This is a genomic window from Clostridium sp. Marseille-P299, assembly GCF_900078195.1.
In the GTDB taxonomy this organism is placed as follows: Bacteria; Bacillota; Clostridia; order Lachnospirales; family Lachnospiraceae; genus Lachnoclostridium.
Genome location: NZ_FJVE01000007.1, coordinates 1350989 through 1370553, shown reverse-complemented (window position 1 = coordinate 1370553; position 19565 = coordinate 1350989). Strand labels below are relative to the sequence as shown.

Here is a 19565-nt window from a genome sequence, read left to right as displayed (position 1 = left end):
TCTTCTTAATATTAGCTCCTGCAAAATCTGTCTTTAATTTAGCTGTTGCTAATTTTACGAATCAAAACAATAATTTACATTATTTTACCAATCCCATAAACAAATGTCAATAATTGCGATTTCTAATACATAATAATATAAGTAATAGCAATTATGGCTACTCCAAGTCCTGCCCAAAGATCTGATGCATATTGCTATGGCGTTGCAGCGAATTCATCCCTTCCTCAATAAAGTCCCATGTATCTTGATATGAACCCACAACTGCAAGGTTTTCACTGGATATAAAATCAATAAACTCTTCACAACACCCTTCGTATCGATCCGCAAAGGCATCTGACATCTCTTCTTTTTCCTCATCGCTAAAATCTTTAAGCTCATCAAAAAGCACATGCTCTAAATTACAAGAATTAAAATAAATACGATACGGTATCTTTTTTACCTTTCCTGTATTTCTTAATTTAAATAAAATATCTGCTTTTCTATGGTTTCGTTCTAGGGTCGAAGAAACCGAAGGGGCCACCACACGGTCTTCATAATAGGTAATCTCAGGAACTTTCGCCTTTGTCACCTTATCATCGGAGATAAATACACCATCGGTATCTGTAATATGAATGATTTTAAGAAAATCCGAAGTTTTATAACGATATCGTTCCTTCACAGTGTCCAGAACTTTATTAATCTTTAGTAATATCTTGTCCACGCTTACGTAATCATGAAGAGTAATATCACCATGAACGATGAAAAACTGCACTTCCTCATTTACAAAAAACTCTTTCATAATGGTCCCAAGCGCTGCTTCTTCACTCATCCCCTCTACAATAAAGACAATAACCTTCTTCTCATTTTTTATCATATCTCATGCTCCTACCTGCCTTACGGAATGCTCTGGCAATCTTTAAGCTATCTGTTTGCGCATAAATTTCCTCATTATGACCACCAAGGGTAATGCCTCTCAGATAAACGTCACGAAGGTTATTGGAACTTTTAATGTTCTTCATATGAATATAACGATTCACTGGATTCACCGTTGAAAACATGATGCTCTCCTTATCAAGCATTTCAAGGGCTCTTAAATTATGGGAAGTAAAAATCAACTGTCCCCTAGCACTTTTCTTAAAAATATCAAGAAGCTCACCAAGCATGTACTCAAACACTCCAGCATCCAACTCATCAATGACAAGGCAGATGGAGGCATCTGAAAAGGCTTGTATTAATGCATTTAAAATAGAAATAATTTTTATAATTCCCTCGGATTCCATACGAATTGGAATCTTAACGCCTCCCCTGACGGATAGTAGTTCGATTTTTACTCCTTCTCTACCGTTATCAAGCATCTGCATACCATACTCTTTTACTTCCATCTGCAATCCTGGAATGATCGTGCAAAGAACGGTATTGATTTCATTTACAATCACATGAAGCATATCTTTTTGTTCATATGATAGCACCGTGGGCTTATTTAACGAAACTGCAAAATCCCCTTTAAAACCTCCACCTGGCTGATCCGTATCTTCTATTTTAAATGCCATGGGTAGAACAAAATTCGCTGAGATTACGCCGGAATGGGTGTTACGTATGACAAAAAGGTCGGTTAGGGCAAAACGATGTAAGGAGGTAATTAACATAGCGTACTCTTTGAAGGAATGTTCAAAGGGCTTTTTATAGATTTCTAAACTGTTCTCACCAAAGATAAACGAACAATTGCTTTTTTCTGCTATTTTCTTCGCAACAAGCAAGTCCATCTTATATTCCTTGTTCTCTAAGATAAGTTCATCAAAACGCTTCTTCGGTGAAAATACAGTTTTGCTATCACCGTGGTTATAATCCATAAAAACCGTCTTGCTACTTCTACCCTCTGGAGTGATTTTCGTACTTGTTAGCGTTTCACGGGATATCATAGCGCCATGCTTTCCTACCTTTTGTAAACAAATCTTATAGCCAACCTCATACACACTCTCTTCTATATAAATAGAAAACTCTGCGCTAATTTCTGCTTCGTCTTCACTGGCATCCATATAATCAGCAAGTTCTATCGGTAAGTTCTCCCCAATCATAATGCGCTGTATAAAATAAAGTGTATCCACGACTGCTGTCTTACCCGAACCATTCTGCCCGTAAATTCCTAGTACTTCTGCATTCTTATAACTTGGGTGTTTCTTATATGTGTTTGGCATCACGATTTTGCCGTATTTCACGTTCTTTATATTATGAAGACTTAGAGCCTGTAGACGTACAATGGTTTCCATGAGATTCCCTCCTTTTATACATTTATTGTAATTTAAAATGATGTTAATCGCAATAGTTTTTCCTAAAATGGAATTTTTTATACCGATTTTAAATATATCGTTTATTCAACCCAAGTACTTGAGATTGCGGATTTATATTTCAATTATACAGATCAAATTATTTAAGCCATTTGATTTAGATAAACATTTATATAAATCAAATCAATTTAATTTTGGGTTTCTATATTCTATCTATCTTACATTTGCCCAAAATGGAACTTTCCATTATAATGGAACTATCTTAAGAAAGGAAACGATACCATGAAACTACCTGGCTATTATTCTTCTGGTGAATTTGCCCGTATGGCACATATTACGAAGAAGACCATTCGATATTATGATGAGCACAATGTATTAAAACCATCCTATGTCAATCCAAATGGTGCTCGTTTTTATACAGATTCTGACTTTGCACGACTTCAGCAAATATTGCTGTTAAAATATCTTGGCTTTTCACTGGACGATATCAAGGAGATGACCATACACGATACCGACTATCATTTTATGGCAGATTCCTTGAATCTACAGTTAAAACTTGTGGAGGACCGCATTGAACAAATGCAGTTGGTGGCACAGACGATTAAAGATACCACGAAGGCAATTGAAAATGAGCATAGCATCGATTGGAGTCAGATGTTAAACCTAATCCATTTAACTGCGATGGAAAAAAGTCTGAAAAACCAGTACCAGAATGCCTCCAACATATCTGCTCGTATCCAGTTGCATCGACTTTATTCAAAAAATCAACAAGGATGGTTTCCGTGGATCTATGAACAATGCAAGATAAATGATGGAATGAAGGTACTTGAACTCGGATGTGGTGACGGAACACTGTGGAGAGACCACCGAAGCCTGCTTCCAAAAAACGTACACATTACGCTATCGGATGTATCCGAAGGTATGCTTCGTGATACTCGTCGTGCCATTGGAGCTACGGATTCTCGATTTACCTTTAAATCCTTTGATTGCCATCAGATTCCTTATGAGGATCAAAGCTTTGACTTAGTTATCGCCAATCACCTCCTCTTTTATTGTGACGATATCTCTAAGGTGTGCAGCGAAGTAAAGCGTGTTCTAAAACCTGGCGGGACTTTTCTTTGCAGTACCTATGGAAGCCATCATATGAAAGAAGTCAGTCAACTGGTCTCTGATTTTGATGAACGAATTGTATTATCGGCTGGGAAACTTTACGAACGATTCGGAAGAGAAAATGGCAACGAGCTGTTGAAACCATACTTTACGCAGACACAGTGGATACAATATGAAGATTCGCTTTTCGTAACCGAACCTGAGGCACTGATTTCTTACGTTCTCTCCTGTCACGGAAATCAGAATCAGTTTCTCTTAGATCGTTATAAGGAGTTTCGTACCTATGTAAAGAAAAAGACAGCCCAGGGATTTTATATTACGAAGGATGCTGGGATATTTGTTTGTAAGAATTAATTAAGTCAATGAATGAATCTATAGTGCTATAGTATAAATTTAAGAGAATTAAGAAAAAGAACAATCAACAGGAAACCCTTAATTTTCCTACTGATTGTTCTTTTTAATTCACTTATTAAGACTCTTGTATTCATTACTACTTCACACTAATTTCTTTAAAACAGATACCAAAATTCGTATGTCTCTCTAAAGAATGAAGTCCTTCTTTAATATATTTCCAAGATTCCTTAAAATCCTCCGAAACTGAAAAATCCGAATTTGTAATATATTCTATGAACCCAGGTATGTTATTTTTATATCGTTTCGCAAATGCAAAAGCATCATCTTCTTTCTCATCATCAGTGCTATTAAGCTTTCCATAAAGCACATGGTCCAAATTTGATGACATGTAATAAGCGCTATATGGAATCGTCCAAATTTTAGGGCAACAACATATTTTTTCTATATTTTCACGTTTACGAGCATTTCGTAGCATTATCCCTCTAGGATTGGCAGTTCGAATATCTGTCAAACTATAAACTGGCTTTTCCGCACTACTGTCTTCTAAAATATTTTCATCTGGTATATATGCTCCATCCATGTCAATTAAATGAATAATTTCTTTAAAATGAATTTGCTCATAATGGTTCGCCTCTGCATATGCCTTAACAACGTCCCCAATATATGCAACAATATTCGAAGAATTTACCGATAAATCACTTGTGATATCTCCGTGCATAATTTCAATATGAACCATATTACTATCATAAATTCTATTAAGGAGAACGCCAATTGCTGTGTCATCCGATGGACCTTCCACAATAACAAAGACAATCTTCTTACGAGCCAATCAACTCACCTGCCTCTCTAAATACAAGGGCTATTTCTGAGTTGTTGGTTGTATCATATACTTCTTCACTTTGCTCCCCAAGAACAATATCTCTATAATAAAAATCCCTCAGATTATTATTATCTTTAACTTTACTCATCCTAATATATCTGTTAAGAGGATTTGTTGTAGTAAATGCGATAAATCCCCTGTCTATAGTCTCTAAAGGCCTTAAATTATGTGATGTGAAAATGAGTTGACCCTTTCCTTTTTCAGAAATAATACGAAGAATCTCACCCAACAAGTACTCAAAAACACCTGCATCCAACTCATCAATTGCAACTGTAATTGAAGGTTGATTGTATACTACAATTAATAATTGAAGAATAGATACAATCTTTTTAATACCTTCTGATTCATATTGCAAAGGAATCTCTTTCTTGTTTTTGAGAGACATTAGCTGAATTCTGCTGCCAACTTTACCGTTTTCTAGCACCTGCGTTCCTAAATCTCGTATACTGATTGTTAGTCCAGGAATGAGTTGTTCTAAAACAATATTCATATTTGAAATAACTTTTTGTACGACCTCAAAAGCTTCCTGTGGAATAGTAGCTGCTTCATTTAATGGAAGCATAAAATTCCCTACTGCTCCAATACTTTTCTCTTGGTACTTAAAAGAAATTGGCAGAGCATTCATACTAATAAGACCAGAGTTCGTTGTATTAATAACAAATAGTTCATAGTTTCCAAATCTAACAAGAGCCTCTAACAAAGCTTTGTAACGCTGAAATTCAAGTAAATCCTCATCTTTATTTTTATCATTTTGGCTCATAGCCATCATTAGCTTCTTTGAAAACACAAAAGATCTGCTAGTCACAGCTGTCATCTTTTTATCAACCAAAAGGTCAGTAAAAGTATTCTTGTCATTCCCTATAATAATATTGTATTTCGTTTTTGGTAAAAACACTTCATCTGTTTGAGTATTAATTAATGTACTCATACGACACTTAGCTTCCGGTGCCACATAGGAACAACTTAATACCTCATTAAAAATTGTTGTTATATATTTGGAGTTTTCTGAATCTTGAAAAACTAGATTTTGCGTAGACATATCTAATTCTTTTTTTATACTGAATTCATAAATTGCCTCATAAATTGTCTGCAATATTTCAACCTTGAATTCATAACGAACCGTTGCAAATTCAGCATCTACATTGATATAATCTGCAAACTGAACTGGAACCGGTTGACCTGTAAGCGTGAGCTTCAGTAATTGCATTGCATCGATTAATGCTGTCTTTCCAGAACCATTTTGCCCATATAAACCAACAATACTTGCTTTATATGGCTTTCTGCTATTTTCAAAACTTAATTCCCCATGAGTTACATTTTTGAAATTTGTAATTGATATACTTTTTATTCTCACAACTGAGCGATTCATACTTAATACCTCCAATATGATATAATAATATCACAAAACTCAGAAATAAGCAAATCGAATTTAGTTTTTCTCACAAAATGTTCTATTTTTAAATTTCGATATTATTTTCTGATTACATTCATTTTGTCTCATTTTATGATAATCCTACAATCACAAACATCTTCTTTTTTACTTTATTATTTACCACACACATACTTTTATTTATAGAATTTTATATCCACTCATTTATTCAATAAATCTTCAAAAAACTTAATCAAAGAATTTAATGAGTTTAAAATAAGATTGGTTAAACCAATTGCTAGTATTAGATCAAGTCCTTTATTTAAATAATATTTGAATGTTTTTAACATATCTTCACCTCATATGCCAATAGGAAACTATAGAGTTGCCTACCCTATATTTATTTCAATATATTTTGAGTTCAGCTAGGTTATGTAGAAATCAAAAAACGGTGATAAAGATTGGTAAAAATAACAGCTTTTTAAAAAATCTTAACTTTTTTTCAAAAAAGACTTGCATGTGCCCTAAGGGCACCTTTTATAATGTAAGTAACATAATAACTAAAAGATAAAATAACAAATGAAACATAACAAAAAAGAATTTACATAATGAAAAAAGGAGATTTAACAATGAAAGGAATCATTTTAGCTGGAGGCTCAGGTACACGCTTATATCCTCTTACGATGGTAACCTCCAAACAGTTGTTACCAATTTATGATAAGCCGATGATCTATTACCCAATGTCGGTTCTCATGAATGCAGGAATCCGTGATATCTTAATTATTTCTACCCCACAGGATACCCCTCGTTTTAAAGAATTGTTAGGAGACGGGCATCAATTTGGAGTAAATCTAACGTATGCCGTACAACCAAGCCCAGACGGACTTGCCCAAGCATTTATCATTGGAGAAGAATTCATCGGCGATGATACCGTAGCAATGGTACTAGGTGATAATATCTTTGCAGGACATGGACTAAAAGAACGCTTAAAACAAGCAGTAGAAAATGCAGAAACTGGTAAGGGTGCAACGGTATTTGGATATTACGTAGATGATCCAGAACGATTTGGTATTGTAGAATTTAATGAAGAAGGTCGTGCAGTATCCATCGAAGAAAAGCCTGCAAAACCTAAGAGCAATTACTGTGTAACTGGCCTCTATTTTTATGATAATAAGGTTGTAGAATATGCAAAACAGTTAAAACCAAGTGCCAGAGGTGAACTTGAAATCACCGATTTAAACCGTATCTATCTTGAACAAGGAAACTTAAATGTAGAACTTCTTGGTCAGGGATTTACCTGGTTAGATACTGGAACTCACGAGAGCTTAGTCGAAGCAACTAATTTTGTGTGTACAATTGAGACACACCAACATCGTAAAATCGCATGTCTTGAGGAAATTGCATATCTTAATGGTTGGATTACCAAGGAAGACGTCCTTAAGGTATATGAAATACTAAAAAAGAACCAATATGGGCAATATTTAAAAGACGTATTGGAAGGCAAATATATCGATGCACTTCGATAATGAAATGTATAAGAATGAATGAGAATACATGAAGATTAATAAGAATGTAGAATTATGTAGAATTTTGAGTGAAAGATTTTAAATCTTTACTCTACAAGTTTGTGTCGGCGCTGCACCCACAAACTTGATTCGTTTAAAAAGCAGCGCAGAAATGAGGATAATTATGAATATTATTGTAACTGGCGGTGCCGGCTTTATCGGAAGCAACTTTATCTTCCATATGTTAAACAAATACCCAGACTATCGTATCGTATGTCTTGACTGCCTCACTTATGCAGGCAATTTATCCACACTTGAACCAGTGATGGATAATCCAAACTTTCGCTTTGTGAAAATAAGCATTACCGATCGTGATGCAGTTTATAAATTATTTGAAGAAGAACATCCAGATGTAATCGTTAACTTTGCAGCGGAAAGCCATGTAGATCGCTCCATTGACAATCCACAGGTATTCTTAGATACAAACATCATTGGAACTTCTGTACTTATGGATGCTTGTCGCAAATATGGCATTAAACGTTATCACCAAGTATCTACAGACGAAGTCTATGGTGACCTACCACTAGATCGCCCTGACTTATTCTTTACCGAAGAAACACCGATACACACAAGCAGCCCATATAGTTCTTCAAAAGCTGCTGCTGACCTTTTGGTACTGTCCTATCACCGTACTTACGGCTTACCAGTGACTATCAGCCGTTGTTCTAACAACTACGGACCATATCATTTTCCAGAAAAGCTAATTCCACTCATGATTGCCAATGCACTTCATGACAAGCCACTTCCAGTGTATGGTAAGGGTGAAAATGTACGTGACTGGCTTTATGTGGAAGATCACTGTAAAGCCATTGATTTAATTATTCATAATGGTAAGGTTGGCGAAGTGTATAACGTAGGTGGACATAATGAAATGACAAACATCGACATCGTTAAGATCATCTGTAAGGCACTTGGTAAACCAGAAAGTCTTATTACTTATGTTGCTGATCGTAAAGGCCATGATATGCGCTATGCTATTGATCCAACGAAGATTCATAATGAACTTGGTTGGTTACCTGAAACGAAGTTTGAAGATGGAATACAAAAGACAATTCAGTGGTATTTGGATAATAAGGAATGGTGGGAAACAATTATCTCTGGAGAATATCAGAATTATTATGAGAAGATGTATGGAGATAGATAGGCTCCTCATTTTATAGAAGAAAAGCGGCGACTTTGATCTCTAATTTCAAAGTCGCCGCCAATTAAATGCACAAATCCATACAAACCAAGCAATATTAAAATAGGCGAGGTTAACAGTACTTCCCCCTTTTATTCTTAAACCCTCTTCGTTTCTACTATATTCTGTATCCATATACCTTTCTTCACTAAAGTAAATCCTATGAAACATTTAATTAACTCTAAAGACTGGCAAATAAAATAAACCATAACAATATGTAAGTCCGTATATCTTGTTAACAGAAAGGCAGTAGGTATACTCACCACCCATGTAAATACACTGTCAAATAAAAATGTAACGATTGTTTTACCTCCAGATCGAAGAGTAAAATAGGAGGCATGATTAAAGGCATGTAAAGGCATACATAACGCAACAATTTTAATAAAATCCGTTGCAAGACTTCTAACTTCTTCTGTTGTATTATAAATCAATGGGAATACTGGTGCTATTAACATCAAAAGAATTCCAATAAAAATACAGCTTACTACTGAAAAGAATATTAGCTTCGTATCGGTATCCTTCGCTTCTTCCTTTTTATCAGCGCCTAATAACTGTCCAACGATGATAGCTACCGAGCTTCCAAGGGCTATAAATACTATATTAAACACATTAGATATGGTGGATGATATGTTAATACCAGCAACTACTGCTAAGCCTCTGACAGAATAACATTGAGTCATAATTGCCATACCTGCTGACCAAAAGGCTTCGTTTAACATAAGTGGAAATCCTTTTAATACGATTTGATTTATTAAATGCCTTGGAATTCGAAAATGTCGATATACTTCTACAATAAATTTATTCTTTTCCTTATGTCGGTGGGTCCAAATAACTACAATCAAGCATTCAATAATTCTAGAAATTACAGTTGCAATCGCAGCACCCTTTACTCCAAGAGTAGGCGCTCCAAATTTACCGAAGATCAAAATATAATTAAATATAAGGTTAACAAAGACTGCTGTGATACCTGCCTTCATTGGTAGAAGCGTTTCCCCTGTTTCTCTTAAGGTACTTGCATACGCCTGCATGATTGCAAATGGAATCATGCCCAAGAGCATGACTTTTAGATACTCCCTACCATAATAAAGAGTTTGCCCTATATCTCCCACCTCACCGCCATCATGAAGAAACTGGGATATAAGTTGTGGTCCAAAGTTTAAAAAAGCACTGATTCCAATGAGTGCCATTACTCCGCATACAATAAGTTTAAAACGAAAGGCATTTCTAACTCCTTCATGATTTCCATTTCCATAAAACTGCGCTCCAAAAATACCTGCTCCTGAAATAGCACCAAAAATGCATATGTTGAAAACAAACATCAATTGATTTACAATCGCAACACCTGACATCTGTTCTGTTCCAATTTGCCCAACCATTATATTGTCAAGCATACTAACAAAATTGGTTATACCATTCTGTATCATAATCGGTATCGCCACTATAAGTACCATTCTATAAAATTTTTTGTCCCCAATAAATTTGTTTGCCTTCATGTTTTCCTCAGTTCGTTTATTTTTTCTATACATCTTTAAATGTTGATGCAATCCAAGCACATAACAGCTCTTAAATGCAATAAAACCCAATAACAAAAAAAGCATTCGATTTCTATCTGTGAAATAAAAAATCGAACCCATTTAAAAAAGTTTAGTTGTAGATATTATATATCACTAGTGAAGTAAATTACAAGAAAATATTTCCTTTAATTTCATTTGTAGTTTTGGTTGTATTCCTGTCGAAAAGATGGTACTATAGGCGATGTTGTTTCGATTTAAAAAAGAATGAAAGTGAAAGGAAGTTTATTACAAAATGTCGACACAAGGAAATCAATCAAATATTGCAAATCCAGCACCTCTTGGTCTTTTGGGATTTGGAATGACAACATGTTTATTAAATTTACACAATGCAGGAATTATCCCTCTTTCTATTGTTATAGTAGCAATGGGATTTGCACTCGGCGGAGCTGCTCAAATAATCGCTGGTATCATGGAATTCAAGAAAAATAATACCTTCGGTGCAACCGCTTTTACTGCCTATGGATTCTTCTGGTGGTCATTAATTTTAATCTGGATCAATCCTTTCAAAGGAATCGAGTCCGCAGATTCTAAGAGCATGGGATATTATCTAGGATTTTGGTGTATCTTCACTGCATTTATGTTCATTGGAACATTAAAACATAACCGTGCCTCTCAAATTGTATTTGGTTCCCTAACACTATTATTCTTATTACTTGCTGTATCTGATTTTACAGGTTCTGAACAGATACACACTATGGCAGGATATATTGGTATCTTTTGTGGTCTCTCTGCTATTTACAACGCAATGGCACAAATTATCAACCATGAGTTTGGAAAAAACATTATGCCTTTATAATTTTACTTTTCAATCGAGTGTTAACAGTGCATATAATTATATTACTGGTTCTATGTGAAGTCAGTTGCTAAAAGAAAAGAGGCCATCCCAATTATAATCACCAATGGGATGGCCTCTTTTACAAAACATTTTAATTAATCTCTTTCTAATAAGGGAAATCGTTTATAATTATATTCCATTAGCCTCCATAAAAGAAAACCAATCATACACCCTAAAGTATTCATAATAACATCGTCTAATTGACAAAATCCTCGTTTGGTAAGTAACTGAGTCACTTCAATACAGATGCTCAGTAAAAATCCTATGGGAATACAACGCCAAAACGTCCTTATCTTATTAAATACCAATGGTACTAAAAAGCCTAACGGTATAAATAGGAATATATTTTCTATAACATATGAATTTCCTCTTGCATCGCCTGTAATGGTTCCAAAAATCTGCAAATCAATACCATCTCTTGACCCTGGTTCTCTTGAGAGAAATACTATTTGAAAAAGACTGACGAGGTAAACAACTAAAATAAACATTGGGACAATCGTTTTTATCCCAATTGGCTTATTCTTTATAAATTTATTAAACACAATATATAAAACGACTAAAAATGATGCTATAACAATTGAAAGTTTTAAATATTTTAAACTTTCTAATATATCTTCTGCAATTAAATTCCACATAAATGATCTTCTTTCATATTTTAGTGTAGTATCGACGAATTAAATTAATATATTTCCTTGTAGAAATGTCTAGTTTATCTTTCCACAATTTACTTTCAATATATTAATATTCAGATTCTCGGTTACAGTCACGCTTAAATCATGTTTTTATATTTCATGATTTGAAAAACATCGCTAGTCTACACATTTCTCCTATGCCTTTTCAATAATCTCATAGTCCTATTAAAGTTTATCCAAATCTCACTTCTTAATACACAGGGGTACCCTCCAATGTAGATAACAAGTGCTTTACGGTACATATATAATTTACAGGATTTTTACTTAAAATGCAATAATTGTCATAAATAAAATTTTTAGCGTATATTTAATCTCTTCGAAACAAATCTCTTGTATAAACTTTTTCTTCTACATCATCTAATAGTGTATCATATCTATTAGCCACAATAACGTCACATAAAGTCTTAAACTTATCTATATCATTCACCACAATGCTACCAAAGAATGTTTCACCATCGTTTAGTGTAGGCTCATATATAACCACAGTGGCTCCTTTCGCTTTTACTCGTTTCATAATACCTTGTATGGATGACTGACGAAAGTTATCGCTATTCGCCTTCATAGTTAGTCGATAGACTCCAACCGTCACCGGCTTTTCGGCAGCACTGCTGTAGGCGTTATTTTCACCATAAGAGTAATAACAAGCTTTTTGAAGTACGCGATCTGCCATAAAATCTTTTCTTGTTCTGTTTGCTTCAACGATGGCTGTCATGATATTTTGTGGTACATCATTATAATTTGCTAATAATTGACGAGTATCTTTTGGAAGACAATAACCACCGTATCCAAACGAAGGATTATTGTAATGTGTTCCTATTCTTGGATCTAAGCCAATACCTTCGATAATCTGCCTAGTATTTAAACCACGCATTTCTGCATACGTGTCTAGCTCATTTAAATAAGAAACACGCATAGCAAGATATGTATTCGCAAATAACTTCACGGCTTCTGCTTCTGTTAAATCTGTAAATAGCACTGGGATTTCTTTTTTAATCGCACCTTCTTGTAATAATAACGCAAGCTCCTTGGCCTTTTGTTTCAAGCCTTCATCATCCTGGGGTACTCCCACAATGATTCTACTTGGATATAAGTTGTCATATAAAGCGTATCCTTCTCTTAAGAATTCGGGACTGAATAAAATATTTTTTAAACCAAGTTTCTCTCGAATCTCCTTTGTATATCCAACTGGTACGGTTGATTTGATGACCATAATCGCATTAGGGTTTACTTGCATTACTTGATTTATTACGCTTTCAACGGAAGAAGTGTCAAAGTAGTTCTTAATAGGATCATAATTTGTTGGAGTGCAAATAATAACATAGTCTGCATCTTTATATGTGTTATCCCCATCTGTGGTAGCTTTTAAATTCAATTTACGATTTACAAGGAAATCTTCGATTTCTTTATCGGTAATTGGAGATACTTTGTTGTTGATTTTTTCAACCTTCTTTTCTGATATATCAACAGCAATTACTTCATTATTTACTGCTAATAAACATGAAAGGGATAAACCTACATAACCCGTTCCAGCGACGGCAATTCTTGGCATATGAGTTCCTCACAATTATCTTATAATACAACATTCATATTAACAGGTAATACTGTTTTTCCTTTAATCTGTCTATTAAACTGTTATATTCATAATTTTATTTATATTTTATTCGGGAAACTCTATTCTATGATTTTAAAATTAGTGAAGGGAAAGGATATTATTTTCTATTATATTGGATATTTATATTCTAACTACCATAAGGTATTTTTATAATATTGCCATTACCAGGCGAAAGTATGGAATTTTTAAAGTTTAACTAGAAAAAGTCCAATAACCATAATAGCCCATATAAAAACCTGTGCTAACACCAAAAGATGCAAAGAGGAATTCCGCACAGAGAAGTACTTCTTTGAAAAATTATTTAAAAAAATCAATGATGACAAAATCAATTATGGAATAATTTATTAAAAATATTAAACAAAAATAATGATAATACTTTCATCCTATGGTAGTTAAATAGATTACTCTGGTGTTATTTTCCGCAATAAAAAAAACAGCATAAATAACACTACAGCTCCTGAAAGAAACTGTCCAAAAAAGATACTCATATTTTTGCATCTTCAATAGAAACAGTATGTTATTAATTATTCTTAAATAAACAATTCATCTATAAATGGACATGACAGCAGAACGTTCAAGGATTTACATAACAAGATAAATGATATTGGTATAGAAACAATAGTTGCAAACGCAGGATACAAGATACCAGCAATCGCAAAATTATTGATAGATGATGTAATCAACGCTTTGTTTCCAGTATCTTAAAAACATTTTACCATTATAAAAAACCCAATTCTTGTATCAAGATACGAAGCGGAGTTTACTCATCCGCTTGTAAAATGACACCTGACCATATGAAGATAGCCTTTAGGTATCTAGTATCAAAATAGTGATTTTATTCGGCCCATTCAATAATATTGCAATTTCCTTTCCCAACTAACATAATATCCAATATTTTTTGAGTAGTTATCCTAATAGCATACCTATTGCTTATGATTATCAAGACATTTTAAACGATAATACTGTTTCCATAAAATTAACACTTCTATGGCGTATTACTCCCAAAAGCAACTTTATAATTGCGTTGTACATTGAAGTAAATCTATCCCATAGAAGATATATCTAAGTTCCTTTGTTTTAAACAGTCTATATATTTGCTACAAGCTCCACTTTTCTCAATAAGTAGCATTAATTTAATTTATTTCTTAACTTTTTTTGCATATTTATTATTAATGGATCTTTTTCTAATACCAGATAAACTAAACTTAAACCTGAAAAAATTATTGCTCCACCCAAAACTTGAACGATTACAGTAAGAATGTGGCTACCAAAGAGTTTTCCTATTATTCGACAATAAATAAACATAATTTCCCCAAAAAAGATAAATGGAATTAATGTTCTTATATAGCTTATAATTGGTAGTTCCTTTCTAACGCTAATGCTCTGATAAAATGCGGCCGAAAATTGTGCTCCAGCTGTACCTATTACTGCGCCAAGGGCACCTAATTTAGGAATAAATATACTATTCAAAATCAAATTTGTTATTGCTGCATAAATTGTTCCTTTTACAAATATATTATCTCTACACCCTGGCAATAAATATTGGGTTCGCAAAATGTTCTCCCAAGAATAAAACATAATTGCAACTGAAATAACTATTAATGAAGTTCCACATGCTGCAAATTCTTTACCAAAAAATACAATTGCAAATTCTTTACCGATTCCGGCAATTCCAAAAGACATTGCAATAGAGATAAGCATTATGTATTTCATAGACTTCGCCAAGTACATATAAATATTAGTATCATCTTTTTTTCCCATTAAATAAGATATTCTTGGAAGCATGACCGCACCTATAGCTCCGGTAATACTATTACACATGTTTAATATTTTTTCAGTATTTTCATAATAGCCTACTTCAGACCGTGTACTCAAAAGTTCTATCATAATTTTGTCCATTAATGTGTAAATACTTACTGCCACTACAGAAACAAAAAGAATACAATTAGGTTTAAAATGACCTTTTATAATTTCCCAATTTGGTTTTACAAAATTAGTATTTTTTAATAGAAATGGCCAAATTAGCACTTGTCCCGCAAGCGTACTTATAGCATTTATCAAAGTGTATATCCACACATCATTTTGTGTTCGAACCAAAGCAAAAATTAAAATTGTTGTTACCACTTTAATTATTGCATTTCTAATAACCATAAAACGAAATTGTTCCGTTCCGTAAAAAAACCAACTAATTTCAAAAAACGCTGACAACACGTAGGGTATCTGACAGATGGAAATTATGTTGTATGCTTTATATCCAATTTTGACAACATATATTAAATATGCAATAAATATAATAGTTGATATTATAGCTTGAAAATAAAATAAATTCCAGAATGTTTTTGATACATCATCCTTATTTTTTCGTGAAATAGAAATTGTTCTGTTTCCATAATTTGCCATCCCTAGTAATGCAAACAGCCAAAAATACTTTGCTATTGCACTTGTAACTGAATATGTTCCTAGTCCATCAGCTAAAAAGACTCTTGATACATATGGAGTTGTTATAAATGGTACTATTAAAATTAAAATCTGATAAATAACATTATAAAACAGATTCTTTTTTAATCTATTCAAAATTCAAGTCACCTCCATTCGGAAAATTAATATAAATTTATATTAATTTTTCTATTTTATATATTTAGCTAGTCCCCCTACCATACTATATGTAACAACTGCCCATCTCCAAAACACCCTTTATATAGTAGTATCTCTCCCATAATCTATGAATCATAATCAATACAAAGGTTATTATCAACTATAACATCTTTTTCAAGCTCTCTCTGCTTAATTATGAGAAAGCAAACCCATCCTCCATACTCGTATGCAGGGCTCTGCCCTAGTGGATGAAATACAATTTAATTGTCCTTCATTTTCAGCATCTAGTTAGATGTTACCACTTTTATTCAGAGATGCTTTTATATCAGTTTTCTTGTATTGAATCTATTTTCATACTATTGCTTAAAGGAAAATTCCTCACATCAAATATTCTTGATAGCGCTAATATAATCCATAAGATGTAATTCAATGAGCCTGGATCTGCAAAAGAATTTGACATTCCACCAATCACTAGATAACTTATTAACATCCCATTTATAATGCGTCTAATATCTAGATTCTGATATTTTTTTATCATACTTTTTTTATAAAAAGATAACATAGAAACAACCCAGAGGGTAAACCCTAGTAACCCATTTTCCAAAAGAATTGAAAAATACGATATTTCAAAATTTCCAATCCCAAATTTTGAGGTTACTTTTGTAACATTATTGTATCCTACACCAAGTAACAAATTCTTTAGTGAAATCTTTAAGAAACTACTTAAAGCAATTAAGCGGACTGAAATTGAGCTTCCAGTAATATCTCGTGCGAACAATTGTGAATATACTGATTGAAAATCAACAAAAAAGAATCCTATTATTGCAGCACTAATAAAAATAACAGTATCTTTTATTTTTTTCTGTATTAATAAATGTATTGCTGTATAGACTATAAATACTAGCAATGCACTTCTGGCATTCGTGGTTATAATTGCGCACGTCAATAATAACCACTGTAAAGTACGTCCCTTCTTCGTCTTTCTTCGCTCATCATGATACAAATATACAACTGCTAAGTTATAATACAATCCATTAGTCAATGGATGCCCTAAACATGCTGTACATCTAAATGGAACTCCCCACTTCACCGAATTATAAATATTAGGATACCAGCCTACAGTTGACAAATAATATGAATGAAAGAACAAACTTCTTCCAACAACATATTCTGCACACGCAATTCCAGCATTCACCAATATGCACAAATATATTACCTTCAAAAGCTTTGCCACATATTCTTTACGCAAATAAGATGCAACAAATAATGCTGCCATAAATGGTAATAAAAAGTTATCTAACATTTTATTGCTAAAAGCACCTATTCCATCTACCATCATACGCAAAATAATCATTCCACTAAAACATCCAATACAAACAATCAAATCATTTTTGCTTATATTCTTAATACTAAAACGCTTTTTGCTCGCTGTCACTAACCACATAATCACTATGTCATATCCTACAAGACTTAAATTTAATGCTCCTGAGGTACTATAGGGTTTACCACTTAGAATCCCCATTGCATCAGTGGGCACGAAAAATAAAAGGATTACCATTAATACAGTACTTTGATAATATTTATGTTTATAAATAAAATATATATTGATAAAAAGTAGCAGTATTAAGACATAGATTAGCTGCAATGATATTGCCAATTTATCCACCTCCCGGCCAAATATATTCAAGCTAATTAGCTAAATTTTTTAAAATCTAATCCATAATATTCAAAGAATTTTTTTAATGCCTCATCATTTGCATTAGTTGTATCTACATTGTAAGATTTCAAACTTATGCGCTGAGTTCCTTTAATAGTAAACCACTCTTTTGAGTTCTTATCAACTTTCACAACAGAATAATTATTAATTATACCAATAACCTTTAACCAAATATCATCAGTTGTCGGAGCAAGCTTCATAATCATTGTATCGTTAAATTCAACATTTGAAAAATAATATGGTGGATATAACACTCCCCCAACTCCTACTGGCATTAAATTCAGCGATGGTCCTTTTACATTTTTTGCCATCCCATTCCATTTTCTATATGGCAAAATTGTTCCTTTATCAAACAGCATTTCATGCGCTCTAAAGCAAACAACACATTCTGGATATTCTCTATACGTATTATATAATTTTTCTATCCAGTATTCTGGATACAATACATCATCATCAGCAGTTATTATTATGGAATCTTTATAATCTTGCGCCGTATAAAAAATTTTTTTATACGATCTCAAATCTTTACAGAATCTAATATCCAATCCATATTGTTTTAAATTTTTTATTTCATTAGGCACATCTCTTTCTCTATTTGGAAACTGTTCCTCAGCTAGCCATAAAATAATAATATCTGCTCTTTTTGTCTGTCGAATAAGCGAGTTTAAACAATAATAAACCTCTTTTAAGCGTAACGGATATGTTGTTAATGACACTACAATCTTAATTTTCTTTTTTTCAGTTACAGTCTTCTGTATTCGATTATATTTGCAATATACCGGATATGTATAATTAGCCAATCTTCCAATGATGCGGTTTTTCAATATTTGTTTTTTATTAGAAATAGCCCATGGCGTCACTAATCCATATAGTTTATCTAGCATATCGGTCTCCTGCCTAAATTCATTTTTGTTTTACTTTTTTTCCAATAATAGTTAAATAGAAATTTCATTTTATTTAGTATGCAAAATACCTTTTTTATTTCTCCAATGTTATCAACTACATATCCAGGTGCTACAAAGAAAAAGTGTTTTTTGTTTTTTGAAAGCATTATCAATGGTCTCTTTTGAAAATGTACATAAATTGTTTCCTTCTTTACTCCATTACTGCAAGCGAATAACTGCCCACTATCAAATTCAAAAATTAAGTCTTTACTCAATCTTTCCCATCTATTTACTTTAAAATAATTTTTTGAAATATCCAAATCAGCCATATCTGGTTCGTCATATTGCTCAATATTATTTGCAGAAATAATCTGAGACAAGCCTCCTCCACAATGTCCAGCCCATTCATCAAAGCAACAGCCTGTTTCTTGCATGAACACATCTTTATAAAATTGAAATTCACAACGAGGTAAATTACGATACCACCCATTAACTTCTGCCTCATTTTTATATAAACAACAATGACCACGTGTATATATACGATTATATTTTTGCAAAATTTCTTCCGTTATAAAATTCCTAATATTCCCAAAAAATAAATCAATATCACAATGTCCCCAAAAATCATAACCTTTTAAATATTCAGAAAATATTTCACCATATGCAGGTTTAAAATCACAAAATTTGTAAGGTTTTTCTAAGTTGATTTCAAAATCAAAGTTCTTTTGAAATAACTCTTTTAGAAACTCAAATGTCACATAATGTATCTTAGTATTCTTCGGATAATCATATACTGTTTTATCATCTGTGAATATTAAAAAATCGATTGTTGGATTATAACGGCATGTTTCCAACCACAACTGAAAATAATTCGGTAACTGTTTTCCCTTGCAAATATATGGCACAATAAAAGCTATCGTTTTCAAATTCTCTC

15 protein-coding genes are annotated in these 19565 nt (G+C 33.0%); 4 read left to right on the top strand and 11 right to left on the bottom strand.

Going from position 1 to position 19565, the window contains the following annotated elements:
• Window positions 1–157 precede the first annotated feature (157 nt).
• Together BN4220_RS13895 and BN4220_RS13890 are read right to left on the bottom strand one after the other, a co-directional pair.
• Entirely contained in the window at window positions 158–853 is a 696-nt protein-coding gene (locus BN4220_RS13895; RefSeq protein ID WP_066717508.1) for a hypothetical protein, read from the bottom strand.
• Entirely contained in the window at window positions 840–2246 is a 1407-nt protein-coding gene (locus tag BN4220_RS13890; protein WP_066717505.1) for an AAA family ATPase, read from the bottom strand. The genes BN4220_RS13895 and BN4220_RS13890 overlap by 14 nt, the downstream gene beginning before the upstream one ends.
• A gap of 300 nt (window positions 2247–2546) precedes the next feature.
• Between BN4220_RS13890 and BN4220_RS13885 the strand changes: the two genes are divergently transcribed.
• Window positions 2547–3728 carry a MerR family transcriptional regulator gene (locus BN4220_RS13885; protein WP_066717499.1) on the top strand — a complete coding sequence of 394 codons (1182 nt, stop codon included), beginning with the start codon at window positions 2547–2549 and terminating at the stop codon, window positions 3726–3728.
• A gap of 136 nt (window positions 3729–3864) precedes the next feature.
• On the opposite strand, the gene BN4220_RS13880 is transcribed toward BN4220_RS13885, so the two are convergent.
• Window positions 3865–4557, bottom strand: coding sequence for a hypothetical protein (locus BN4220_RS13880; protein WP_066717496.1), 693 nt, complete (start codon window positions 4555–4557; stop codon window positions 3865–3867).
• Window positions 4547–5977: an AAA family ATPase gene (locus tag BN4220_RS13875; RefSeq protein ID WP_066717493.1), complete on the bottom strand. Its 1431-nt coding sequence runs from the start codon at window positions 5975–5977 to the stop codon at window positions 4547–4549. The genes BN4220_RS13880 and BN4220_RS13875 overlap by 11 nt, the downstream gene beginning before the upstream one ends.
• A 629-nt stretch (window positions 5978–6606) precedes the next feature.
• Here BN4220_RS13875 and rfbA point away from each other — a divergent pair.
• Window positions 6607–7503, top strand: a complete 897-nt coding sequence (gene rfbA / locus BN4220_RS13870; RefSeq protein ID WP_066717491.1) for a glucose-1-phosphate thymidylyltransferase RfbA — start codon at window positions 6607–6609, stop codon at window positions 7501–7503.
• A 163-nt stretch (window positions 7504–7666) separates the two neighbouring features.
• Window positions 7667–8686, top strand: a complete 1020-nt coding sequence (gene rfbB / locus BN4220_RS13865) for a dTDP-glucose 4,6-dehydratase (protein ID WP_066717489.1) — start codon at window positions 7667–7669, stop codon at window positions 8684–8686.
• 134 nt (window positions 8687–8820) lie between these two features.
• Here the strand turns inward: rfbB and BN4220_RS13860 are convergent, their stop codons facing one another.
• Entirely contained in the window at window positions 8821–10215 is a 1395-nt protein-coding gene (locus BN4220_RS13860) for an MATE family efflux transporter (protein ID WP_066720984.1), read from the bottom strand.
• Between the two features lie 313 nt (window positions 10216–10528).
• Between BN4220_RS13860 and BN4220_RS13855 the strand changes: the two genes are divergently transcribed.
• Window positions 10529–11092: an acetate uptake transporter gene (locus BN4220_RS13855; protein WP_066717486.1), complete on the top strand. Its 564-nt coding sequence runs from the start codon at window positions 10529–10531 to the stop codon at window positions 11090–11092.
• A gap of 134 nt (window positions 11093–11226) precedes the next feature.
• Here BN4220_RS13855 and BN4220_RS13850 read toward each other — a convergent pair whose 3' ends face one another.
• From BN4220_RS13850 to BN4220_RS13825, 6 genes are all read right to left on the bottom strand, one after another.
• Window positions 11227–11766, bottom strand: a complete 540-nt coding sequence (locus BN4220_RS13850; protein ID WP_066717485.1) for a VanZ family protein — start codon at window positions 11764–11766, stop codon at window positions 11227–11229.
• Window positions 11767–12130: 364 nt separating this feature from the next.
• Window positions 12131–13372, bottom strand: a complete 1242-nt coding sequence (locus BN4220_RS13845) for a nucleotide sugar dehydrogenase (RefSeq protein WP_066717481.1) — start codon at window positions 13370–13372, stop codon at window positions 12131–12133.
• Window positions 13373–14563: 1191 nt separating this feature from the next.
• The gene (locus BN4220_RS13840; RefSeq protein ID WP_066717478.1) at window positions 14564–16009 is read right to left on the bottom strand and encodes a flippase; all 1446 of its coding nucleotides are present in this window, start codon (window positions 16007–16009) and stop codon (window positions 14564–14566) included.
• 346 nt (window positions 16010–16355) lie between these two features.
• The gene (locus tag BN4220_RS13835) at window positions 16356–17687 is read right to left on the bottom strand and encodes an O-antigen ligase family protein (RefSeq protein ID WP_066717475.1); all 1332 of its coding nucleotides are present in this window, start codon (window positions 17685–17687) and stop codon (window positions 16356–16358) included.
• A gap of 35 nt (window positions 17688–17722) precedes the next feature.
• Window positions 17723–18631, bottom strand: coding sequence for a hypothetical protein (locus BN4220_RS13830; RefSeq protein WP_066717472.1), 909 nt, complete (start codon window positions 18629–18631; stop codon window positions 17723–17725).
• The gene (locus BN4220_RS13825; protein WP_066717468.1) at window positions 18625–19557 is read right to left on the bottom strand and encodes a DUF6625 family protein; all 933 of its coding nucleotides are present in this window, start codon (window positions 19555–19557) and stop codon (window positions 18625–18627) included. Before BN4220_RS13825 ends, BN4220_RS13830 begins: the two co-directional genes overlap by 7 nt.
• Window positions 19558–19565: the final 8 nt, after the last annotated feature.

Coding starts and splice junctions, on each gene's coding strand:
- BN4220_RS13895 (WP_066717508.1), bottom strand. CDS start 853: ATGATAAAAAATGAGAAGAAGGTTATTGTCTTTATTGTAGAGGGGATG.
- BN4220_RS13890 (WP_066717505.1), bottom strand. CDS start 2,246: ATGGAAACCATTGTACGTCTACAGGCTCTAAGTCTTCATAATATAAAG.
- BN4220_RS13885 (WP_066717499.1), top strand. CDS start 2,547: ATGAAACTACCTGGCTATTATTCTTCTGGTGAATTTGCCCGTATGGCA.
- BN4220_RS13875 (WP_066717493.1), bottom strand. CDS start 5,977: ATGAATCGCTCAGTTGTGAGAATAAAAAGTATATCAATTACAAATTTC.
- rfbA (WP_066717491.1), top strand. CDS start 6,607: ATGAAAGGAATCATTTTAGCTGGAGGCTCAGGTACACGCTTATATCCT.
- rfbB (WP_066717489.1), top strand. CDS start 7,667: ATGAATATTATTGTAACTGGCGGTGCCGGCTTTATCGGAAGCAACTTT.
- BN4220_RS13860 (WP_066720984.1), bottom strand. CDS start 10,215: ATGAAGGCAAACAAATTTATTGGGGACAAAAAATTTTATAGAATGGTA.
- BN4220_RS13855 (WP_066717486.1), top strand. CDS start 10,529: ATGTCGACACAAGGAAATCAATCAAATATTGCAAATCCAGCACCTCTT.
- BN4220_RS13850 (WP_066717485.1), bottom strand. CDS start 11,766: ATGTGGAATTTAATTGCAGAAGATATATTAGAAAGTTTAAAATATTTA.
- BN4220_RS13845 (WP_066717481.1), bottom strand. CDS start 13,372: ATGCCAAGAATTGCCGTCGCTGGAACGGGTTATGTAGGTTTATCCCTT.
- BN4220_RS13830 (WP_066717472.1), bottom strand. CDS start 18,631: ATGCTAGATAAACTATATGGATTAGTGACGCCATGGGCTATTTCTAAT.